Here is a 21,557-nt window from a genome sequence, read left to right as displayed (position 1 = left end):
TTGTCATGGCAGCACTGAGCATTCGCGCCCTATCCAAGCGGTACGCCAACCTCGAGGTACTGAAGGGCGTCGATCTCGACATCGAGAGCGGCGAGTTCACGGTCCTCGTCGGGCCATCCGGCTGCGGCAAGTCCACGCTGCTCAACATCGTCGCCGGGCTCGACCGACCGAGCGCGGGGACGATCGAGATTGGCGGGCGCGTCGTCAACGACATGCCGCCCAAGGACCGCGACATCGCCATGGTGTTCCAGTCCTACGCACTCTATCCGTCGATGACGGTGCGCCAGAACATCACCTTCGGCATGGAATGCCGTCATGTGCCGAAGGCCGAGCAGGAGAAGGCGGTCGCGAACGTGGCGAAGCTGCTCCAGATCGAGCCGCTGCTCGGCCGCAAGCCGTCGCAATTGTCCGGCGGCCAGCGCCAGCGTGTGGCGATGGGGCGGGCGCTGGTGCGCAATCCCCTGCTCTTCCTGTTCGACGAGCCGCTGTCCAATCTCGACGCCAAGCTGCGCGTCGAGATGCGGATGGAGATCAAGCGGCTGCACCAGCGGATCGGCGCCACCATCGTCTATGTCACCCACGACCAGATCGAAGCGATGACCATGGCGACGCGGATCGCCGTGATGCATCAGGGTAGCGTGCAGCAATTCGCCGACCCCGACACCGTATACCGCTACCCGGCCAATCTGTTCGTTGCGCGTTTCATGGGTTCGCCGCCAATGAACACCATGCCGGCACGGCTCGAGAGCGGGAATGACGGGCCGGTGGTCGTGATCGGCGCCGGGCGGCCGGAGGAGGTTCGTCTTCGCCTTCGAGGATATGACGCCGCGGCATCCTTCGTCGGTCGCGAGGTGGTGTTTGGCATCAGGCCGGAATGCATTGCCGAAGGCAGCCGCGCATTTTCCGACGATGCGCCTGTCCTCGTCGACGCGCCGGTAGAGATGGTCGAGCCGACCGGAGCCGAGACCATGGTGTTGCTGCGGCTCGGGGGCGAGCCTGCGATGGCGCGCGTCTCGCCCGATATCCGCCCCGCGCCCGGCGCATCCGCCTCCTTTGCGCTCGACACGCGCCGTATTTGCCTTTTCGACCCCGAAACGGAGCGACTGATCGCATGACGAAGACCACCTATTCCGGCCTGGCGGGCCGCGTGGTGTTGATTACCGGCGGCGCCAGCGGCATCGGCGCCGCCTTCGTACGGGCTTTCGCGGCCCAGGGGGCCCACGTCGCCTTCCTTGACATCGATACGAATGCCGGTGAAACGCTGGTGCGGGAAGTGGCGGCAGCGCGCGGGACCACGCCGCTGTTCGTGCCGTGCGATCTCCTGGACATCGACGCCTTGCGCACCGCGATGGCAGAGGTCCATCGTTCGCTCGGCGACGCCGCCGTTCTCGTCAACAACGCCGCCAACGATCAACGCCAGGTTCTCTCCGAGGTAACGCCGGCCGAGTTCGATTGGATGATCGGCGTCAATCTCAAGCACGTCTTCTTCGCAGCACAGGCCGTGGTGCCGCAGATGCAGGCGCGCGGCGGCGGCTCGATCATCAACATGTCGTCCATCGCCTGGATGCGTGGCGCACCGGCGCTGCCGGCCTATGCCGCGGCGAAAGCGGCGATCGTCGGCTTCACCAACTCGCTGGCCCGGCTGGTCGGTCCCGACCGCATTCGCGTCAACGCGATCGCGCCGGGCATGGTGATCACCGAGCGCCAGCGCCGGCTGTGGTATCCGGACGAGCAGGCCATCGCCGAGATACGCGCGCGGCAGGCGGTTCCTGATGCGGTGACACCCGACGACATCGCCAACATGGCGCTGTTCCTCGCCTCGGACGAAAGCCAGCGTATCACGCGTCAATGTTTCCAGGTCGACGGCGGCCTCGGCTAGCTCGCCCGACTGCCTTTGCGCATCGTCGCGAGCACGATGTCGGCGGCGAGCACGCTGGGCGACTTGTTGCCGGTCGACATGATCTGATCGAGCCGGGCGAACGCTTCGACCTGCTCCCGCCGCAGCGGCGAATCCGTCAGCAGGGTAGCGAGGGCCGGTGCCAGCTTCTCCGGCGTGCAGTCCTCTTGCAGGAACTCGGGGATCACATCCTTGCCGATCACCAGATTGGCGAGGATCACCGACGAGACGCGGATCGCGCGGCGCAGGATGAAGGCCTCGATCGCGCCGACGCGATAGGCCGTCACCATCGGAATGCCCGACAGCGCGAGCTCGAGCGTCACCGTGCCGGACTTCGCCAGCGCCGCGTGGGCAATGCGGAAAGCGGCGCGCTTGTCGTTCTCGCCGATCACGATTTGCGGCTTGACCGGCCAATTCGCGATGCCCTCGCGGATGGTGGCTTCGAGGTGCGGCATGGTCGGCAGCATCAGCTCGAACGCGCGCCCCTCCGCCTGCAAGCGGCCGAGCGTCGCGCCAAACACGTCGAGGTGATGCCGGATCTCGCTGCGGCGGCTGCCGGGCAGCACCAGGAGCACCGGCGGCTCGCCGTCGCGGCGCGCCTGCTCCTCCGCGTTCGGCCGCAGCGACGCCAATTGCTCGACCAGGGGATGGCCGACATAGCTGCATGGCGGTCCGCCGAGCTTGCGGTATTCCTCCGGCTCGAACGGCAAAAGACCGAGCACATGGTCGACATAGCCGAGCATGGTCCGCGCCCGTCCCGGCCGCCACGCCCAGAGCTGCGGCGAGACGTAATCGACGACCGGGATCGCGTGATTGCGGGCACGCACGCGGCGGGCGACGCGATGGGTGAAATCGGGGCTGTCGATGATGACGAGCGCGTCGGGCGCGGCCTCTAGCACGGCGTCGGCCGTCTTACGGATCAGCCGCAGGATTTTCGGCAATTGCTGAACGACGGCGGCAAAGCCGACGATCGACAGCTCTTCGATCGGAAACAGCGTCTCGAGCCCCTCGCGCGCCATGGTGCGGCCGCCGACGCCGACGAACTCAACGCCGTCGCCGAGCCGCTGGCGCAGCACCTTCATCAAGGCGCTGCCAAGCCGGTCGCCGGATTCCTCCGTGGCGATCAGGAATATCTTGCGCTTGCGATCGCGGCCCTGCATCACGCCGGCAGGCCGATGACAAAGAGGTATTTTGCGTCGGCGAGCGCAATCATCGCCTGCGGCTCGGCGGCGATGGTGTTGCCGGCGACGACAGCGATGCCGGCAAGGCCGGCCTTGGCAACACCCTCGATGGTGCGCGGGCCGATCGTCGGCAGGTCGAAGCGCAGGTCCTGGCCGCTCTTCGGCGCCTTCACCAGCACGCCGCGGCCCCTGGCCGCGCGGATGCGACCCTCCTCACGCAGCCGCGCGACACGCGCGAGCAGCGCGTCAGTGCCCTCGATGTCCTCGATCGCCACGACATGACCGTCGATCACCACCGCGGCCTGCCCGATGTCGAACGGACCGAGCGCGCTCAGCACCGCCCGGCCGCGCTCGATGTCGGTCTTGCTGGTGTCACTCGGCCAAGCGCGGCTGATGCAGCCCTCGGGCATCAGGAGATCGGGCGCGACGTCCTTGATGCCGACCATGCGAAAGCCGTCCTGCTCGAGCATGCGGCCGACGCCGGACAGCAGATGATCGTCGCCGCCGCGGAAGGCGCGAATGACGTTGCCGAGCAGGCGCAGCGTCTTGACGTCGAACCGGATCTCGGACAGCGAAGGGCGGACCAATGTGCCGATGAAGATCAGGTCGCTGCAGCCTTCTTCGCGAAACAGCCGCATCGCGCGGCCGAGCTGGCCGACCGAGATCCAGCGGTGGCGGAATTTCTCGACCCGCGCCGGATCGCAGGCCCCGCGCAGCGGAAACAGCACCGGCGTGATGCCGCGCGCCGCAAGCGATTCGGCGACCGCGAACGGCATGGCGCCGCCGCCGGCGACGATGCCGACCGGTGAGGAAACCTCCGCAGCCGCCGATGTCATGCCCGCGGCCATCCCAGGATCACTTCGCGATAGCGGGAAGACAGAGCGGGCGCTTGCCCTTGCCGATGAAGTCGAGGATCTCGGCGATCGCAGGGTCTTCGCCCGCGAGCGGCCGCGCCGCCTCCAGCCGCTCGGCGAACGTGCCGGGACCATGGAAGAGTTTTTGGTAGAACCCACGCACGGTTGCAAGCCGCTGCCTGGTGAACTTGCGCCGCTTCATGCCGATCAGATTGAGGCTCTCCAGGACCGCATATTGGCCGTTGACCAGCCCGTATGGGATGACGTCGTCGCGGACACCGCACACGCCGCCGACCATGACATAGGGGCCGACGCGCGTGAACTGGTGCACCGCCGACAGGCCGCCGATATAGACGGCGTCGCCAATCTCGCAATGACCGCCGAGTGTCGCTGACGTCGCGAAGATCACGTTGTCGCCGACCACGCAATCATGGCCGACATGGCTGTTGTTCATGAAATAGCCGCCCTTGCCGACTCGCGTCAGCCCTCCACCCTTGATTGTGCCGACATTCATCGTCGCGCCTTCCCGGATGGTGCAGCCGGAACCGATCTCGAGTTTCGTCGGCTCGCCCTTGTAGCTGAGATCCTGCGGGGCGCCGCCCAGCACTGCAAACGGCGAGATCACGCAGCCATCGCCGAGCGAGGTGTGGCCGATGACGGTGACGTGTCCGATCAGCTTGCAGTTCGCGCCGATGACGACGTTCGGGCCGATGATGCAATAGGGTCCGATCTCGCTGCCATCGCCAATCACGGCGCCGTCCGCGATCCGTGCGGTGGGATCAATCTTGCTCATCAAGCCAATCTTACTCGTCAAGAAGGTCAGGTTATGTATTGAAGTCGCTCGGTTTTCGGGTGGTTAGCGCGACTATGCCCGATCTGTCCAGTGACGTATCATCTCGCCGTGTTTCATGTGCTGGATGAGGCGGCCTACCCGGCTCGTCAGCAAGTTCATGCGGAGCTTCAGCGATCGTGGTCAGAGCCCTTGCATTGTTGCTCGCACAGCTCGTGGCCACACCGGTCGTCTCCGAGACGATCGAGACCGACCAACGCGGCCCCGTGGATCTGGCGACATTCGAATGCCGCGACATCAACCGCAGCACGATGCTTCAGCGCGTCTGCTACGACCGGGCGCAGCAGGACCTCGTCGTCGCCATCAACGGCAGGTACGATCGTTATTGCGGCGTGGCGGCGGAGACGGTCGAGGGCCTTCTGGGCGCACCGTCCATGGGTCAGTTCTTCAATCGGAATATCAGCCGCGAGGTGGCCGGCAGCCGCTACGATTGCCGGGCATGACGAGCGCGCTCAGTCCGTCAGCATGGCGCCGACGTCGGCTTCCGCAACCACCTGCCCGTTGACCTTGGCATCGCCGTGAAACCACCACATGGCTTTGCGGCGGCCGAGCGAGCGCATGTGATATTCGATGGTATCGCCGGGCAGCACGGGCTTGCGGAACTTGCACTTGTCGATGGTGAGGAAGTAGACCGCCCGCGGCTTCTCGGTACCCTCGACCGACTTGATGCCGATCACGCCAGCGGTCTGCGCCATCGCCTCGATCATCATGACGCCCGGATAGACCGGGCGCTCGGGGAAGTGCCCCTGAAAGGCCGGCTCGTTGAACGTGACGTTCTTGATGCCGATGCCGCTGTAATCGGCGCGGATGTTGATCACGCGGTCGATCAAGAGCATCGGAAAGCGGTGCGGCAGGGTCTGCAGGATTGCATTGATATCTACCAGCTCGAACTTAACAGGCGATTCCTGCGTCATTCCCGTCCCTCGTCCTTCGGATCGACCTTGCTGTCGCGCACCAGACGCTCCACCGCGATGATCTCCTTGAACCATTGCTTTGTCGGTTTTGCAAAAAAACCACCCCAGCGTCCGCCCGGCGGAATGTCGTCCTTGACGCCGCTCATCGCGGTGACCTGGGCTCCATCGCCGATCTTGAGGTGGTTGTTGATGCCAACCTTTGCTCCGAGGGCCACGTTGTCGCCGATGGTCAGGCTACCCGCCAGCCCGATTTGAGCCGCCAGCAGGCAATTCCGGCCGATGGTCACATTGTGGCCGATCTGGACCTGATTGTCGATTTTGGTGCCCTCCCCGATCACGGTGTCGCGCAAGGAGCCGCGATCGATGGTGGTGCCGGCGCCGACCTCCACATTGTTCTGGATCAGCACGCGGCCGGTCTGCGGCACCTTCAGGTGGCCTTCGGGACCGAAGAAGATGAAGCCGTAGCCGTCCTGGCCGATGGAGCAGCCCGGGTGGATCAGCACGTCATTGCCGATCAGGGCGCACTGAATGGCGGTGCGGGCGCCGACATTGCAGTCCCGGCCGATCTTGACGCCGGGGCCGATCACCGCTCCGACGCCGACCACGGTGCCGCTGCCGATCTCGACGTCCGGGCCGATCACGGCGAGGGGATCGATGATCACGCCGTCTTCGAGCCGGGCCGTGGGATCGATGATGGCGGACGGCGCGATGCCGTCATTGCCGATCCAGGATTGCGGCCTGAGCGCATCGCCATGCCATTCCCGCGCGAGCCTGACGAAGGCGCGGAAAGGCTGCGACACCCGCAGCACGGCCACATGCGCGGGCACCTTGGCTTCAAATCGGGGACTCACCAGGCACGCCCCGGCCTTGGTCGCCTTCAACTCATCGGCGTATTTCAGGTTGTCGAAGAACGCCAGATGCATCGGTCCGGCTTCGTCGAGCGACGCCAGACCCGTGATGCTGTCGTTACCTCTCGCGGGGTCGACCAGCTGCGCCTTGGCCAGCGCAGCAATGTCGGCCAGCGCTGAGGCAGGCGGTTTTGTGAAGAAGGTCGGCTGCGCCATTCCACCCCGTCGCGGTCCGGCTTCGGCATGAAGCGGCCAAGCCGCATCATGCCTCATCTCCAGGATTGGCACGATCCCTTTCGGAAACCGGCTCCAGTAATCCGGATCGTGCCGTGCTGATCGAATTAGAACGTGGTGCCGCCGCCGAACCGGAACTCCTGCGTGCGGTCGTACTTGCCCTTGCTGAGCGGCACGGCGTAGTCGAAGCGCAGCGGACCGAACGGCGACTGCCAGATCAGGCCGACACCGACCGACGAACGGATCACCTTGCTGTCGTCATACACGAGCCCGGTGCAGGTTCCGGTGCTCGACGGATTGACCGTCGACGGGATACAGCCCGGCACATTGACCTCGTTGGTAGCGGTCCAACTCGTCGGTCCCTTATAATCGTAGAGACCGCCGGCGTCGGCATAGACCGCGCCCTTCAGACCCACTTCCTTGGGCAGGAACCAGAACGGCATCTGCAATTCGAGCGAAGCGCCCCAATATTTGGTGCCGCCGAGCGCGTCCTGCGTACCGAAAGGATTCAGATCGCGCGGGCCGATGCCGTTCGGGGCAAAGCCGCGGACGAGGTTCGGGCCCATCTGGAAGTGGTCGAGCATCCGCAGATCATCGTTGATCTTGGTCAGAATACCGCCCTGGAGACGGACGATTCCGACGATATCAGACACGAGCGGAGCGTAATACTTTCCGTCCGCCACGGTCTTCAGATAGCTGACGTCGCCGCCGACGCCGGCGAAATCCTGCCGGAAGTCGATGAGCAGACCGTCGGTCGGGTTCTTGTTGTTGTCCAGCGTGTTGTAAGTGAGCGTGTAGCCGAGCGCCGAGGTCAAGGTCTTGCCGTTGGCAAGCTCCTTGCGCACCGGGAGCGAGGCTTCACCGTCGCTGTAGCAGCCGAGGCCGTTGGTCGAGCTCAGGTCGAGCGGCGGGATCTGCGACGCGGCGAAGGCCGGGCTCGGGTTGAACGCCGAGGTGCCCAGATTGTTGTTACAGTTCGCCAGGTAGCTCGGCAGCGTGATTTCCTGCTGGTAGATCGAGTAGCGCAGCTGGAGCGACAGATCTTCACGCAAGGAGAAGCCGAGGCGCGGCGAGAAGCCGAGCGTCTTCGTGCCGTAGGAGATGTAGCTGTTTGAAAGCTGCTGGCGCTGGTAGAGGTCGAGGCCGAGCGCGACGCGGTAATCGAGCAGATACGGCTCGACGAACGACAGCGAGTAGCCGCGCGCATACTGGCCATAGGTCACCGCCGCCTTGGCGAACAGGCCGCGCCCGAGCAGATTGCGCTCGGAGACCGAGACCTCGGCCAGCGCGCCGTCGGTCGTGGAGTAGCCGCCCGAGATCGAGAAGTCGCCGGTCGATTTCTCTTCCATGTCGACGACCAGGATCACGCGGTCGCTCGACGAGCCGGGCTCCGTCGCGATCTTCACGCTCTTGAAGTAGTCGAGGTTCTTCAGCCGCCGCTCGGCGCGGTCGACCAGCGCGCGGTTATAGGCATCTCCTTCCGAGATGTCGAACTCGCGGCGGATCACGTAGTCGCGCGTGCGGGTGTTGCCGCGCAGGTTGATGCGCTCGATATAGGTGCGCGGGCCCTCGTCGATGTTGAAAACGACGGAGACGGTGTGCGCCTCGAAATTGCGGTCGCCGCCGGGACGAACGACTGCGAAGGCGAAACCGCGGCGCGAAGCCTCGATCTGCATCTCCTCGACCGACTTCTCGACCGATTCGACGTTGTAGAGCGAGCCGACATTGACACGCGAATAGCCCCGCATCGATGAAGGATCGAAGTTCGGAATGCTGGAGCGGAAGTCGACCGCGCCGACGCGGTATTGCGCGCCTTCCTCGATCTTAAAGGTGACGTTGAAGCCCCTCTTCTCCGGATCGTATTCGGTGAGCGCGGCCACGACCTGGACGTCGGCAAAGCCGTGCTTGAGATAGAAGCGGCGGATCAGGTCGCGGTCGGCCTCGACGCGATCGGGATCGTAGATGTCCCCGCTGGCGAGGAAGCTCAGCAGGTTCGATTCGCGCGTCTTGATGACGTCGCGCAGCCGATAGGACGAGAACGCATTGTTGCCGACGAACTCGATCGACTTGACGCCGGTCTTGGCGCCCTCCTCGATCGTGAAGATCAGGTCGACGCGATTGTTCGGCTGCTCGATGATCTCAGGCGTGACGCGCACGTCATAACGGCCGGACCGGCGATAGATTTCGGCGATTCGCAGCGTGTCGGACTGCACCATGGCGCGGGAGAAGGTGCCGCGCGCCTTGGACTGGACTTCAGTGGTGAGCTGCTCGTCCTTGATCTTCTTGTTGCCCTCGAAGGCGACGCGCCCGATCACCGGATTTTCCACCACGGAGACGATGATCTGGCCGCCGGGGCCGCGATTGATCCTGACGTCCTGGAACAGGCCGGTTTCGATCAACGCCTTGAGGCCGTCGTCGATGGCGCCTTGATCCAGGCGGCCGCCCGGACCCGGCTTGAAATAGGAGCGGATTGTCTCCACCTCGACACGGCGATTCCCCTGGACGGAAATCGACTGCACGGTCTGCGCGAGCGCAGACGAAGACACGAAAACAGCCCCAACCGGGGCAATCACCGGCGCGCCGAACATGATCAGGGTTGCGAGCAAGCCCCCCCGGAGTCGCAGTCCAAACTTCATCGCGCAACGCGCCCTTATCATTCCATACCAGACCCACCCAAACCGGTCTGGAAGATTCCCCAAGTTCAGGCCGCTTGTAGCCAATTTCCCGGACGCCGCAAACGGCCGAAAGCGCCGTGATTTCAATTTCATTGCAAGACGTTGCTCAACAGCAACGCCACAAAAAAGCCCGTATCAGGACGCCGCCATCCGAAGGATGTCGTTGTAGGTCGCAAACACCATCAACATCAGCACCAAACCGAGCCCGATTCGGAACCCCATTTCCTGGGTCTGTTCGGACAGAGGCCGGCCGCGGACCACTTCTGCCGCGTAGAACATCAGATGGCCGCCATCGAGAAGCGGAATCGGGAACAGGTTCAGCAGACCGATCGACACGGACAGCACCGCACACAGATTGATCACGAACTGGAACCCGGCGCTGGCCGCCTGCCCCGACATCTTTGCGATTCCCAGCACGCCGCTGACCTCGTTGGGATTGCCGTTTCCGACGAACAACGAGCCCAGGAACTTGAAGGTGCTGGTGATGATGAACCAGACCTGCTCGACGCCGATCTTGAGCGCTTCGCCGACGCCCACGGGGGCGGTCGAAGCCTCACCGGCCTGCGACTTGTGCTCGACACCGAGCACACCGACGCGGTGGCGGTTGCCGAACGGATCTTTGCGCTCGAGCAGCGCCGGGGTCGCGGTCAGCGATACGATGGCGCCGTCGCGCTTGACCTGGAACGCAAGCGTTGAACCCGCACTCATCGCAACGATCCGCTGCATGTCGGCAAAGCTCTCGATCGGCTTGCCGTCGATCTGGACGACGACGTCCCCAACCTTGAAGCCGGCGGCAGCCGCAGCGCCGTCGGCGACGACGCCGTCGACGCGCGCAATCGTGCTCGGCTTGCCGTAGTACAGCGCCATGCCGGCGAAGATCAGAGCGCCCAGGATGAAATTGGCGATGGGTCCGGCCGCGACGATGGCGGCGCGCGGGCCGACCTTCTTGTGATGGAAGCTGCCGGCGCGTTCCTCGGCCGTCATGGCCGCGAGCGTTTCGGCCGAGGGGGTCGAGGCCTCGCTCTCGTCACCGAAGAACTTGACGTAGCCGCCAAGCGGAATCGCGGAGATCTTCCAGCGGGTGCCGCGACGGTCATTGAAACCGACCAGCTCGGGTCCGAAGCCGAGTGAAAAGGTTAAAACGCGAACGCCCGCCCAGCGCGCGACCAGGAAATGGCCGAGCTCGTGGAAGAACACGACGATGGTCAGGACGAACAGGAAGGGTACCGCGTAGCCGAGGAGCCCATGGCTCAACGTATTGAAACTATGGACGAAAAAGTCGATCATCGATTCCCCTCATCCAGCGCCGCAAGGCCCTGGCCCGAACTATCTAGGATGCCTTTAAGGCAATTTGAGGCAATAGGGCGGCAGCTCTATTTCGCGCAACATGGTCAACGGATATTGCGTCGTCAGCCGAGGTCATCGGCGCCTGATTCCCGCTGCGGATCCAGTCGTCCAGCGTCGCCTCGACCAGGCGCGCGATCGCACCAAACCGGATCTTGCCGGCAATGAAGGCGGCGACCGCGACCTCGTTGGCGGCGTTGTAGACGGTGGTCGCCCCCTTCCCGGTCCGGAGCGAATCGTAGGCCAGGCGCAGACCCGGGAACCGCTCGAAATCCGGCGCCTCGAAGGTCAGCTCGCCGATCTTGGCCAGGTCGAGCTTGGCCGCCGGACCCTTGATGCGGTCGGGCCAGCCCAAGCAATGCGCGATCGGCGTCCTCATGTCGGGCGCACCGAGCTGCGCCACGACGGAGCAATCGGAAAACTCGACCATGCCGTGGATGATCGACTGCGGATGAACGAGCACGTCGATCTCGTCGGGCGCGAGCGCAAACAGATAGGACGCCTCGATCACTTCGAGCCCCTTGTTCATCATCGAGGCGGAATCGATCGTGATCTTCTGGCCCATGCTCCAATTTGGATGCTTCAGGGCCTGCTCGAGCGTGGCCTGCTCGATGTCGGCAGGCTTCCAGGTCCGGAACGGGCCGCCCGAGGCGGTGATGATGACGCGCACGAGCTCGTCGCGATTGCCTGAGCTCAACGCCTGGAATAGCGCATTGTGTTCGGAATCGGCCGGCAGGATGCAGGCGCCGGCTTTTGCCGCGCGCTGCATGAAGAAATCGCCGGCGCAGACCAGACATTCCTTGTTGGCGAGCGCAACATGCGCACCGCGATCAACCGCGGCCAGCGCCGGCTTCAGCCCGGCGGCGCCGCTCACGGCCGCCATCACCCAGTCGGCCGGACGCGCACCGGCCTCGATCACCGCGCTTTCGCCGGCGCCGCATTCGGTGCTGGTGCCCGCCAGCGCAGCCTTGAGCTCCCCGAGCTTGGAGGTATCGGCGATCGCGACGTAGCGCGCGGAAAATTCCTTCGCGAGTTTGGCCAGCGCTGCGACATTGCCGTTCGCCGTCAGCGCCTCGACACGGTAGCGCTCGGGCGAGGCGCGCAGCAAATCCATCGTGCTGTCGCCGATCGAGCCGGTGGCGCCGAGAACCGTGATGCTGCGAACGTCGGACGCAGCAAGCCTGTTGTTTCGCAATGGGACTGCGCTCATATCCTCACCAAACCATAAGACCGCTTCCGGCGCTATGCACACCGTGGCGGAGAAAGCCGATAATCCATGCCGCCAGGATGGCGGCGACAAAGCCGTCCAGGCGATCCAGAAGTCCGCCATGGCCGGGAATTAAGTGACTGGAATCCTTGACACCGAAGCGCCGCTTCACCGCGGATTCGAACAGATCGCCCAGAGCCGACACCATCGACAGAACAGCGCTGACGAGCAGCAATGGGGCCAGCTTTCCGAGCCCGCAGGCCGCGAAGCCTGCCGCAACCAAGAGGCTTGCGACAAAGCCGCCGAGAGCGCCCGCCCAGGTCTTCTTCGGACTGACGCGCGGCCATAGCTTCGGTCCCCCAATGCTGCGGCCGGCGAAATAGCCGCCGATGTCTGTCGCCCACACCACGAGCAGCACGAATATCAGGGCGGCGAAGCCGTTGACGAGATCCTGCCGCACCAGGATCGAGGCCAGCAGCGCCGCCGATGCATAGGCAAATCCGGTAGCCGCCCAGACGAACTTGCCCCGCGCGATCAGCATCACGATCACGCCGCCGATGAAGCCGGCGATGACAGCGGTCCTGAGCGCGCCGAAGGCAACGCAGAATCCCATGATGGCAATGACGATGGTCCCCGTCCCCGTCAGCGCGACCGAACCCGCGCCCACCACCATCAGCCATTCAGCGAACAGCCCGATCGATACCAGGGTGACGAGAAGTGCCCACAGCCAGCCGCCGGCGTAGGCGAGCGCAATGGCGAGCGGCGCCAGCACGAGCGCGGCGAGGACCCGCAGCACGAGATTGCTCGTGGCAGGCGCGGAGCCCGCCGGTGCGGCGTCGGGTTCGCTCACGAGGCGGTTTTCGCGACCAGGCCGCCGAAACGGCGCTCGCGCCTGGCAAATTCGGCGATCGCGCCTTCCAGCGCCGCCTTGTCGAAATCGGGCCAATGGATCGGCACGAAGACGAGCTCGCTATAGGCGGCCTGCCACATTAGGAAGTTGGACAGGCGCTGCTCGCCGCTGGTGCGGATGATGAGATCGGGATCGGGAATGTCGGGCGCGTCGAGATTCGCGCCAAGCGTCTCGGCGTCGATCGTATCTGGATTCCGCCTGCCCTCTGCGACCTCGCGCGCGAGCTTCTGCGCGGCCTTCGCGATCTCCTGCCGCGAGCCGTAGTTGAAGGCGACGACGAGCGTGAGGCGCGTGTTGTCGCGCGTCAGCTCCTCCGCCTCGTTGAGGAGCGCGCAGATGTCGCTCTCGAGCCCTTCGCGCTCGCCGATGATGCGGACCTTGACGCCGTCGCGATGCAGGCTCGCCAGATCGTTGCGGATGAAGCGCCGCAGCAGGCCAAAGAGATCGCCGATTTCGCTCGCCGGGCGCGACCAGTTCTCCGAAGAGAACGAGAAGATGGTGAGATAGCGAATGCCGAGCTCGTGCGAGGCGCGCACCACGCGGCGCAGCGCGTCCACGCCGCGGCGATGCCCTTCCGCACGCGGCAAGCCGCGCGCGGCCGCCCAACGCCCGTTGCCATCCATGATGATGGCGACATGCGCGGGCGCGTCGGACCGGTCAGATCCTTCCGTTGCGGGCGCGGCGGCGTTGGACATGAAGGCGATGCCTTAAACGGTGAGGATTTCTTTTTCCTTGGCGGCCAGCAGCTGGTCGATCTCGGCAATCGTGCCGTCGGTCGCCTTCTGCACCTCGTCGGCGTGACGCTTCTGATCGTCCTCGGACATCTCGTGATTCTTTTCGAGCTTCTTGAGCACGTCGAGACCGTCGCGACGGACATGGCGCGCGGCGACCTTGGCGGCTTCCGCGTATTTGTGCGCGACCTTCACCAGCTCCTTGCGCCGCTCCTCGTTGAGCTCGGGAATGCGCAGGCGCAGCACCTGGCCCTCGGTCGCGGGCGACAGGCCGAGATTGGAATCGACGATCGCCTTCTCCACGGCCTTGACCATCGACTTGTCCCAGACCTGCACCGAGATCAGGCGCGGCTCCGGCACGCTGACGGTGGCGAGCTGGTTCAGCGGCATGTGGGTGCCATAGGCATCGACCTGCACCGGATCGAGCATCGAGGCCGAGGCGCGCCCCGTCCGCAGGCCGCCAAGCTCGTGCTTGAGAGACTGCACGGCGCCCTGCATGCGGCGCTTCACTTCGTTGAGGTCGAAACTACCCGTGGCCATCACGTTTCTCCTTCAAATCCCGGCGACCGGTCCGCGCCCTTCTCTCGGGCGCGACGACGAGCGGTCAGCCGGCGACAATGGTTCCGTGGCCGGTGCCACGCAGAATCGCACCGATGGAGCCCGGCTCCGCGATCGAGAATACGATGATAGGCAGCGACGTCTCGCGGGCAAGCGCGAAGGCGGTCGCATCCATCACCTTGTAGCCACCCTCGATGGCCTGGGAGTGCGTCAGACGGTCGAACCGCGTGGCGGTCGGATCCTTCTTCGGATCGGCTGAGTAGACGCCATCGACATTGGTCGCCTTCAGCACTGCCTGGGCGCCGATCTCGGCGGCGCGCAGCACCGCGGTCGTGTCGGTGGTGAAGAACGGATTGCCGGTTCCGCCGCCAAGCAGCACGATCCGGCCCTCGGCGAGGTATTTGTGCGCCGCGGTGCGGGTGAACAGCTCGGAAATCTCTGGCATGACGAAGGCCGACAGCGTGCGCGCCGGCGTGCCCTTGCGCTCGATCGCCGCTTCCAGCGCGAGGCAGTTCATCATGGTCGCAAGCATGCCCATGGTGTCGCCGGTCGGGCGCGACACGCCGCGGGACGACACCTCGACCCCACGCACGATGTTGCCACCACCGATCACGACCGCCACTTCGGCGCCAAGCTTGCGGGCGGCGATCAGATCGTCCGCGACCCGGTCGACGGTCACTTGGTCGATACCAAAACCCTGCTGTCCCGCGAGATATTCGCCGGACAGCTTGATCACGACGCGACGATAGACCGGATCAGTCATGAGCACTTTCCTCGTCCGGGCGCCGCTTCCGGCGGCACGCCGGAAGGAACGTTCCGGCGCTTACTTCTTGCCGCTGGCCGCCGCGACCTCGGCTGCGAAGTCGCTTTCCTGCTTCTCGATTCCCTCACCGAGAGCATAGCGCATAAAGCCCGCGATCTTCACAGGGGCGCCGACCTTGCCTTCGGCCTCCTTCACTGCCTGCGCCACCGACTTGCCGGTATCGTGGATGAAGGCCTGCTCGAGCAGGCAGACTTCCTTGTAGTAGGTCTTGAGGCCGGACTCGACGATCTTCTCGATCACGTTCTCGGGCTTGCCCTGCTGGCGGTATTTGTCGGCGAGCACGTCCTTTTCGCGCTTGACGACCGCCGGATCGAGGCCGGTGGGATCGAGCGCCAGCGGGTTGGCGGCGGCGACATGCATCGCGATCTGGCGGCCGAGGGCGGCGAGCTCGTCGGTCTTGCCAGGCGATTCCAGCGCCACGATCACGCCCATCTTGCCGGCGCCATCGACGACGGCCCCATGGACGTAGCTCGACACCACGCCCTGGCTGACTTCGAGCTGGGCGGCGCGGCGCAGCGTCATGTTCTCGCCGATGGTGGCGATCGCGTCATTGATCGCGGTCTCAATCGTGACGTCGCCGACCTTGGCGGCCTTGATCTTCTCGACATCGGCACCGACGTCGAACGCGACCTGCGCGATCATCTTGACCAGACCCTGGAACTGGCCGTTGCGCGCCACGAAATCGGTCTCGGAATTGACCTCGACCACGACGCCCTTAGTGTCCTTGGTGAGCGCGCCGATCAGCCCCTCGGCCGCGACGCGGCCCGACTTCTTGGCGGCCTTCGACAGGCCCTTCTTGCGCAGCCAGTCCTGCGCCGCTTCCATATTGCCGTCGTTTTCGGTCAGCGCGGCCTTGCAGTCCATCATGCCCGCGCCGGTCGACTCGCGCAGGTCCTTGACCATCGCAGCTGTGATCGTTGCCATCGTTGAAAATCCTTTGTGCCTGCCGGTTCGCCGCGGCGCGGCATCGAGGCGCCCCGCCGCGGTCCATCTCAGGAATTCGCGTCAACTGAAATGGTGGCCGGACCCTATCCGGCCAACCCGTCGCTCTGTTTGACTATTCCGCTTCCGCGGTCAGCGCCTTGGCCTTGGCCACCCAGGCATCCGCGCGGCTCGGCAGACCGACTTCTTCACCGATCCTGTGCGCGGTGTCGTGGTCGAGCTCGGCGAGCTGCCAATAGTGGAAGATGCCGAGATCGTTGAACTTCTTCTCGATCGCACCCGACACGCCCGGGAGTTTCTTGAGGTCGTCGGCGGTGCCGCGGGGCCCCGCAAGGCCCTGGAAGCCGCTGGGGGAAGCGGCCGGCAGTTCTTCGGCGACGACCGGCTGGGCCGAGGCGCCGATATCGATGCCGGAATCGCCCTGAGCGCGCGAGATGCCGTCGATCGCCGCACGCGCAATCAGGTCGCAATACAGCGAGATCGCGCGGCCGGCGTCGTCATTGCCCGGCACCACATAGGTGATGCCCTTGGGATCCGAATTGGTGTCGACGATCGCCGCGACCGGGATGTTGAGCCGCTGCGCTTCCTGGATCGCGATGTCTTCCTTATTGGTGTCGATCACGAAGATCAGGTCGGGCAGGCCGCCCATGTCCTTGATGCCGCCGAGCGAGCGATCGAGCTTGTCGCGCTCGCGCTGCAGCGTCAGGCGCTCCTTCTTCGTGTAGGAATTGGCTTCGCCGCCCGACAGCACGTCGTCGAGGTGACGCAGGCGCTTGATCGAGGCCGAGATCGTCTTCCAGTTGGTCAGCGTGCCGCCGAGCCAGCGCGAATTGACGAAATATTGCGCGCAGCGCTTGGCCGCGTCTGCAACGCCGTCCTGCGCCTGGCGCTTGGTGCCGACGAACAGGATGCGGCCGCCCTTGGCAACCGTGTCGCTGACGGCCTGGAGAGCCTGATGCAGCATCGGCACGGTCTGGGCGAGGTCGACGATGTGGATGTTGTTGCGGGTGCCGAAAATGAACGGAGCCATTTTCGGGTTCCAGCGGTGAGACTGGTGACCAAAGTGCACGCCAGCTTCGAGCAGCTGACGCATGGTGAAATCGGGTAGCGCCATCGTTCTAATTCTCCGGTTGGTTCCTCCGGAAACGTGTGAGCAAAACGGAGCGTTCTCGCCCCGGTTGCCACCGGACGGCCTTGTGAGCCATGTTTCCGTGTGAGATGGCGCGCTATATAGCGCCATTTCGGCCAGAAGCAAGGAAATAAGGCGGCTCCTCCAGGGCACCCGGAAGCTTCAGTCGCTTCCTGGCGCCCCCTTTTCAGGTCCCTAGCACTTCGGCTGGCCAGGCGGGCAGGTCTTCGGTGGCGGGCCGGCCGGCCGCGGTGGAGGCGCCGGGCGCGGCGGCGCGGCGGCCATCGGAGGTGGTGCCGGCCGTGCGACTGGGGGTGGCGGCGGCGCAGGCCGTGCGATCGGAGGAGGTGGCGCCGGTCGCGCCATCGCAGGCGGAGGCGGCGCGGGCCGGGCCACGGGCGGCGGTGGCGCCGGTCGAGCCACGGCCACCGGCGGAGGCGCGGCCCGCGGCGGCGGAGGTGGCGCGACACGGGGCGGCGGCGGTGGCGTCGGTCTCGCCACAGTTTGGGGGTGCGGCGGCGCAACGGGCTTGGCCGCCTGCGGCGGCGGCGCCGGTCGATGATCCTGAACCCTGGATGGCTCTCGCGCCGCCACTGGCGCCGGTGGAGGCGCAGCCGGCCTGGCGGTGCTCGGGACCGCCGGCTTACCACCGGCAGCTGCACCGACCGCCGGCTTACCACCGGCGGCTGCACCGGGCGGCGGCACTGCGCCGGGCTGCGGTCCGGCTGGCCTGCCGCGCACCTCGGCTCCAGGCGGCGTCGTTGTCCCCGGCCTAGGCAATCGCGCTGACGGGCTCATCGGACCCGCGGGAGCCGTCGGGTTTGCCGGCGCCGTCGCGGCGTGCGGCGGCGTGGGCGGAGGGTTGCCGGCAGGCGCCGTCGCGGTCGAAGCGGGTCTGCCATGGGGCGTGGCAGCGCCAGGCGCCCCTCCTACCCCGGCCGGGGGTGGCGGTCCGCCAGGGGTGCCGGGCGCAGGCAGCGTATTGGCCTGCGGTAGCCTGGCCGGAGCCGGCGCTTGCGGCGTGGCAGCAGGAGCACCTCCGGCGGGGGCTGTCGCGGTCGGACTGGGTGCACCTGGTCTCGCACCAGGAGTGAGATTGGCGGGAGCAGGAGCCGGTGCAGAGATACCCGGTCGCGCGGTCGGCTGGATGGTCGCACTCGGCGGCATCGGCGCCTTGCCCTGCTGGATCAGGGCGGCGCGCTGGATGACGGCCTGCGGCACCGCCGGACCTGCCGGGTTGGCGCGTCCGGCGACGGCTGGTGCCAGATTGCCCAGCGCGGGCGCTGCCCCGGTCGGCGGCGCCGGCGGCCGGTTGATCACGGTGTTGATGACCGTCGTATTATGAATGTTCGCATAGATGATGTTGTTCGGCGGCGGCGCGACATAGGCCGGCGGCCGGACGAACACCGGGATCGGGACGAACACCGGCTGCGGCAGCACGAACAGGCCGACCACGGGCAGCGGCGGCGGCAGCACGACGAAATCCGGCGGCGGCGGCGGCAAATAGTAGACCGGCGGCGGTGGTGGCGGCGCGAAGCCGAAATCCGGGTCGCTGAAATACAGCACGGAGCGGTCGATATAGACCACCTCCTCCGGCGGCGGTGGCGGCACGTCGTAGTCGATCATCGCAAAGCTCGGCGGCGGCTCGGGCGGTGCGGTGAGGATCGCAAGGCGTCGGCGCGCATCGGCCGCATGCGGCCCGCGCGGATAACGGCGCAGATAAGACCAATAGGCCTCCGGCGTGTCGGTCCGATAGGTCCGCCGCCAGGTGATCGCCTCGCGACGCGCCGCGACGATCGCCATGACCCGCTTGGACAGCGGATCATTCGGAAAGGTGACGAGGAATTCCTCATAGGCCGCCAGCGTGTCGCGCTCGAGCGCGGCGGCGTAGGCATCCTGCACGCCGAGATCGCGGATCGGCTTGCTCCGGATCGCGGCGACTTGGTCGGGCGCGGCCTCCGGCGGCGGCGCGTCGGGCGCCCGCTCGAAGAACGAAAACTGCGTGGTGATCTTCTGCTCGTTCCAGGGCACCTGCGCACCCTTGGAGGCCTCGTTGACGCGCAGGCGGACGCGGTCGAATACCTCGGGCAGCGGCAGGCCGCCGGTGCGGATCATTTCGGCGAGCGACTGCGCATAGATGCCGTAGGGCCCCGCCTCCTCCGGCGCTACCGTGCCGGGCGCCGCATTGAAGGCGATCAGCATGTTCGCCTCGGGCTCGACCAGCGCAAGGCCGCTCGCGATCGGCTGGCCGCCCTCGATGAAGGGCTGCGCGCGGGCCGCATCGAGCACGACGATGCTCGCCTTGAGCGGAATGGCGGCGAGCTGGCGGATATAGTCGCTGACGCGCAGGGCCTCGGTCGGAATATCGGTGTCGCGGGTGACGTTGGAATCGACCGGCATGAAATAGTTCTCGCCGGCAAGCTGTACGCCATAGCCTGCGAAATAGATCATCGCGACGGTGCCAGGGCCTGAGGCCTGCGCCTTCTGAATGAAGTCGCGAAGGCTCTTGCGCAACGTGTCGCCGTCGAGATCGCGCGCGCCGACGACGTCGAAGCCCGCGGCCTGCAGCGTCTGCGCGATCAGGCCGGCATCGTTCGCAGTCGTGGCCAGCGGCGACTTGGCATAAGCGCCATTGCCGACCACGAGCGCGATGCGCTTCTCCGGCTGCTGCGCGTTTGCGGGGCCCGCGATGTTAGCGGCCGCAAGCAACAGCATTGGCAGCAAGGCGAAGATAAAAACTCGGTTTGTCCCACGCATGGCTTGTCCGCCGCTGTTGTTGAAGTCCCTACCGTACACTAGGCCCATGGCAGCCTGAACGGAATTTGAACGGATTGCGGCAGCCGATGGCCCTAGCCAACGTCTGTTCGGCAAGCCACCTCACTCGAAAATATGAAAGCGCACTACTCCGCCAGCCGGAGCTCCGCGACGGTCGTCCTCGCAGCCGCCTCATCAACCGGCGAGAAATCCACCGGGCCCGGATTCTTGTAGGCCGAAGTCATGGCCAGGGTGAGGCCATATCCCAGCAATCCGGTGCTGGCATTCGCGATCACGGCGTTCTTGCGGTCGCTGTTTCGGGCCAGATAGAAATACGTTCGGCCGGATTGGACCGAGATGTCCTGACGCGTCTCGCCAGGAAAACCGGGCTCTGCCGCGAAAAACTGATGCTCGCCGGCCGGCCGATCGGCGTAGAGGTAGGTGCCGGTCTTCAGTCCCTTGAGCACCGCGCCATCCAACGCAAACTCCCAGCCCGCGTCGGCTACGCCACCGAAACCCTTCTCGCGGAACACCACGATGCGCGCCTGCCCCGCCTTCGGCGGTCCAATCTTCTGCATCGCGGTCGCGTAATCCAGCCCGCTCCGCTCTGTTTGGCAGCCACATAGCATAGCCGCCGCAATGAGCAGCAAAACCCCACGCAAAACCAGCGAAGCCCCCGCCTACCCAGGCGTGAGGCTAGCGCAAAACAGCTTTTGATTGCAACACCGTCAGCATGGTTGTCCTGTGCCGCTCCACTGCAATTGCTACGGGTCGACCTTGCGGCCGGCCTCTGCCGAAAAGAGGCGCGACCGCCCCGGATGCTTCGCGAGGTGGATTCAGCCCTGGGCAATCAACTCGACGGTCCCCGTATTGAGCCGATAGATGCCGCCGACCACCTTGAGCTTGCCCTGCTCGACCGCTGCGTTGAGAATTGGGGCGGCCGATTTCAGCTTGGCGACGTTGTCGATGACATTCTGACGAATGGCGTTGTCGAGCGCATTCCCACTTTGCTGGGCAACCGCCTTCACCGCCGGCGCGATCGCGGACACGAGCGAAGGGATGTGCCCCGGCAGCGGCTTGTCGTCCTTCAGCGACTTGATCGTCGCCTCGACCGCGCCGCAGCTGTCGTGGCCGAGCACCAGGATCAAGGGCGTGCCGAGCACCGCGACCGCGTACTCCATGCTGGCAACGGTTTCATCGCCCGCGAAATTTCCGGCGACGCGGCACACGAAGAGGTCTCCGCGTCCGCTGTCGAAGGCATATTCGGGTGCGATGCGCGAATCGGCGCAACTCAGAACGGCCGCATACGGATTTTGACCGCCGACCAATGCCTCGCGCTCATGCGTGAAGTCGTGGCGACGGGAAACGCCCGATACGTAGCGCGCATTGCCTTCCATCAACCGCTTGAGTGCGGCATCGGGCGACAGCACGTTCTGCGGCTTGGGCGGCGCCTTTGCCTCCTTGGCCACCGCCGTCCCGCCAAACGCCGCCATCCCGAGCGCCGAGGCGGCAAAAAGCACCATCGAGCGCCGGGAGGGAGCAACCGTTTGATGCAGATTTTCAGAGCATTTTTCGCACATGGCTGTTGTCCTCCCTGAAGACCCGCCGAACACGATTATCCGGCAAACAACTGATAGCTGCGCCAGGCAGATTTCGAAACCGTGCAAGAATGATAGTCAAGATTTGGTTTGCGGCGGTGCCGGCAA

General features: G+C 65.5%; 20 protein-coding genes. 3 read left to right on the top strand and 17 right to left on the bottom strand.

What is annotated here, in order from left to right; all coding sequences use genetic code 11:
- Positions 1–5: 5 nt before the first annotated feature.
- Positions 6–1,115, top strand: coding sequence for a sn-glycerol-3-phosphate ABC transporter ATP-binding protein UgpC (gene ugpC, locus IVA91_RS30570; protein ID WP_247459998.1), 1,110 nt, complete (start codon positions 6–8; stop codon positions 1,113–1,115).
- Positions 1,112–1,879, top strand: a complete 768-nt coding sequence (locus IVA91_RS30565) for an SDR family oxidoreductase (RefSeq protein WP_247459996.1) — start codon at positions 1,112–1,114, stop codon at positions 1,877–1,879. The genes ugpC and IVA91_RS30565 overlap by 4 nt, the downstream gene beginning before the upstream one ends.
- On the opposite strand, the gene lpxB is transcribed toward IVA91_RS30565, so the two are convergent.
- The 3 genes from lpxB to lpxA are packed head-to-tail and all read right to left on the bottom strand — an operon-like array spanning position 1,876 to position 4,725.
- Positions 1,876–3,060: a lipid-A-disaccharide synthase gene (lpxB, locus tag IVA91_RS30560; protein WP_247459994.1), complete on the bottom strand. Its 1,185-nt coding sequence runs from the start codon at positions 3,058–3,060 to the stop codon at positions 1,876–1,878. The genes IVA91_RS30565 and lpxB overlap by 4 nt on opposite strands.
- The gene (gene lpxI, locus IVA91_RS30555; protein WP_247418443.1) at positions 3,057–3,914 is read right to left on the bottom strand and encodes a UDP-2,3-diacylglucosamine diphosphatase LpxI; all 858 of its coding nucleotides are present in this window, start codon (positions 3,912–3,914) and stop codon (positions 3,057–3,059) included. Before lpxI ends, lpxB begins: the two co-directional genes overlap by 4 nt.
- Before the next feature lie 19 nt (positions 3,915–3,933).
- Complete coding sequence (gene lpxA, locus IVA91_RS30550) at positions 3,934–4,725, bottom strand: acyl-ACP--UDP-N-acetylglucosamine O-acyltransferase (protein ID WP_247459992.1); 792 nt, start codon at positions 4,723–4,725, stop codon at positions 3,934–3,936.
- A gap of 176 nt (positions 4,726–4,901) precedes the next feature.
- Here lpxA and IVA91_RS30545 point away from each other — a divergent pair, with 176 nt between their 5' ends.
- Positions 4,902–5,225, top strand: coding sequence for a KTSC domain-containing protein (locus IVA91_RS30545; protein ID WP_247294799.1), 324 nt, complete (start codon positions 4,902–4,904; stop codon positions 5,223–5,225).
- 9 nt (positions 5,226–5,234) lie between these two features.
- Here IVA91_RS30545 and fabZ read toward each other — a convergent pair whose 3' ends face one another.
- The 14 genes from fabZ to IVA91_RS30475 form a co-directional block, all read right to left on the bottom strand.
- Positions 5,235–5,696 carry a 3-hydroxyacyl-ACP dehydratase FabZ gene (gene fabZ, locus IVA91_RS30540; RefSeq protein WP_247275940.1) on the bottom strand — a complete coding sequence of 154 codons (462 nt, stop codon included), beginning with the start codon at positions 5,694–5,696 and terminating at the stop codon, positions 5,235–5,237.
- Positions 5,693–6,760 (bottom strand): UDP-3-O-(3-hydroxymyristoyl)glucosamine N-acyltransferase, encoded by a 1,068-nt coding sequence (gene lpxD / locus IVA91_RS30535; protein WP_247459990.1) that lies wholly within the window; start codon positions 6,758–6,760, stop codon positions 5,693–5,695. Before lpxD ends, fabZ begins: the two co-directional genes overlap by 4 nt.
- A 125-nt stretch (positions 6,761–6,885) precedes the next feature.
- Positions 6,886–9,414, bottom strand: a complete 2,529-nt coding sequence (gene bamA / locus IVA91_RS30530) for an outer membrane protein assembly factor BamA (protein WP_247459988.1) — start codon at positions 9,412–9,414, stop codon at positions 6,886–6,888.
- 174 nt (positions 9,415–9,588) lie between these two features.
- Positions 9,589–10,740 carry an RIP metalloprotease RseP gene (rseP, locus tag IVA91_RS30525; protein ID WP_247275937.1) on the bottom strand — a complete coding sequence of 384 codons (1,152 nt, stop codon included), beginning with the start codon at positions 10,738–10,740 and terminating at the stop codon, positions 9,589–9,591.
- Positions 10,741–10,783: 43 nt separating this feature from the next.
- Positions 10,784–12,007: a 1-deoxy-D-xylulose-5-phosphate reductoisomerase gene (gene dxr, locus IVA91_RS30520; RefSeq protein ID WP_247459986.1), complete on the bottom strand. Its 1,224-nt coding sequence runs from the start codon at positions 12,005–12,007 to the stop codon at positions 10,784–10,786.
- Positions 12,008–12,011: 4 nt separating this feature from the next.
- Complete coding sequence (locus tag IVA91_RS30515) at positions 12,012–12,854, bottom strand: phosphatidate cytidylyltransferase (protein ID WP_247459984.1); 843 nt, start codon at positions 12,852–12,854, stop codon at positions 12,012–12,014.
- Positions 12,851–13,609, bottom strand: coding sequence for an isoprenyl transferase (locus tag IVA91_RS30510; RefSeq protein ID WP_247459982.1), 759 nt, complete (start codon positions 13,607–13,609; stop codon positions 12,851–12,853). Before IVA91_RS30510 ends, IVA91_RS30515 begins: the two co-directional genes overlap by 4 nt.
- A 12-nt stretch (positions 13,610–13,621) precedes the next feature.
- Positions 13,622–14,185: a ribosome recycling factor gene (frr, locus tag IVA91_RS30505; protein ID WP_247275933.1), complete on the bottom strand. Its 564-nt coding sequence runs from the start codon at positions 14,183–14,185 to the stop codon at positions 13,622–13,624.
- A gap of 64 nt (positions 14,186–14,249) precedes the next feature.
- Positions 14,250–14,966: a UMP kinase gene (gene pyrH, locus IVA91_RS30500; RefSeq protein WP_247275932.1), complete on the bottom strand. Its 717-nt coding sequence runs from the start codon at positions 14,964–14,966 to the stop codon at positions 14,250–14,252.
- Between the two features lie 60 nt (positions 14,967–15,026).
- Entirely contained in the window at positions 15,027–15,950 is a 924-nt protein-coding gene (tsf, locus tag IVA91_RS30495; RefSeq protein WP_247459980.1) for a translation elongation factor Ts, read from the bottom strand.
- Positions 15,951–16,083: 133 nt separating this feature from the next.
- On the bottom strand, positions 16,084–17,082 hold the full coding sequence (locus tag IVA91_RS30490) for a 30S ribosomal protein S2 (protein ID WP_247275930.1): 999 nt from the start codon (positions 17,080–17,082) through the stop codon (positions 16,084–16,086).
- 210 nt (positions 17,083–17,292) lie between these two features.
- Positions 17,293–19,854 (bottom strand): caspase domain-containing protein, encoded by a 2,562-nt coding sequence (locus IVA91_RS30485; RefSeq protein WP_247459979.1) that lies wholly within the window; start codon positions 19,852–19,854, stop codon positions 17,293–17,295.
- A gap of 143 nt (positions 19,855–19,997) precedes the next feature.
- A complete protein-coding gene (locus IVA91_RS30480; RefSeq protein WP_247459978.1) occupies positions 19,998–20,429 on the bottom strand; it encodes a DUF2846 domain-containing protein in 432 nt (143 codons plus the stop codon).
- Positions 20,430–20,687: 258 nt separating this feature from the next.
- On the bottom strand, positions 20,688–21,431 hold the full coding sequence (locus IVA91_RS30475) for a carbonic anhydrase (protein WP_247460034.1): 744 nt from the start codon (positions 21,429–21,431) through the stop codon (positions 20,688–20,690).
- Positions 21,432–21,557 lie beyond the last annotated feature (126 nt).

Origin of the sequence: Bradyrhizobium sp. 153, assembly GCF_023073835.1 — a bacterium.
Classification (GTDB): Bacteria; Pseudomonadota; Alphaproteobacteria; order Rhizobiales; family Xanthobacteraceae; genus Bradyrhizobium.
Note: the sequence above shows the minus strand (reverse complement) of the source record. Positions and strands in the feature narration are given on the sequence as shown.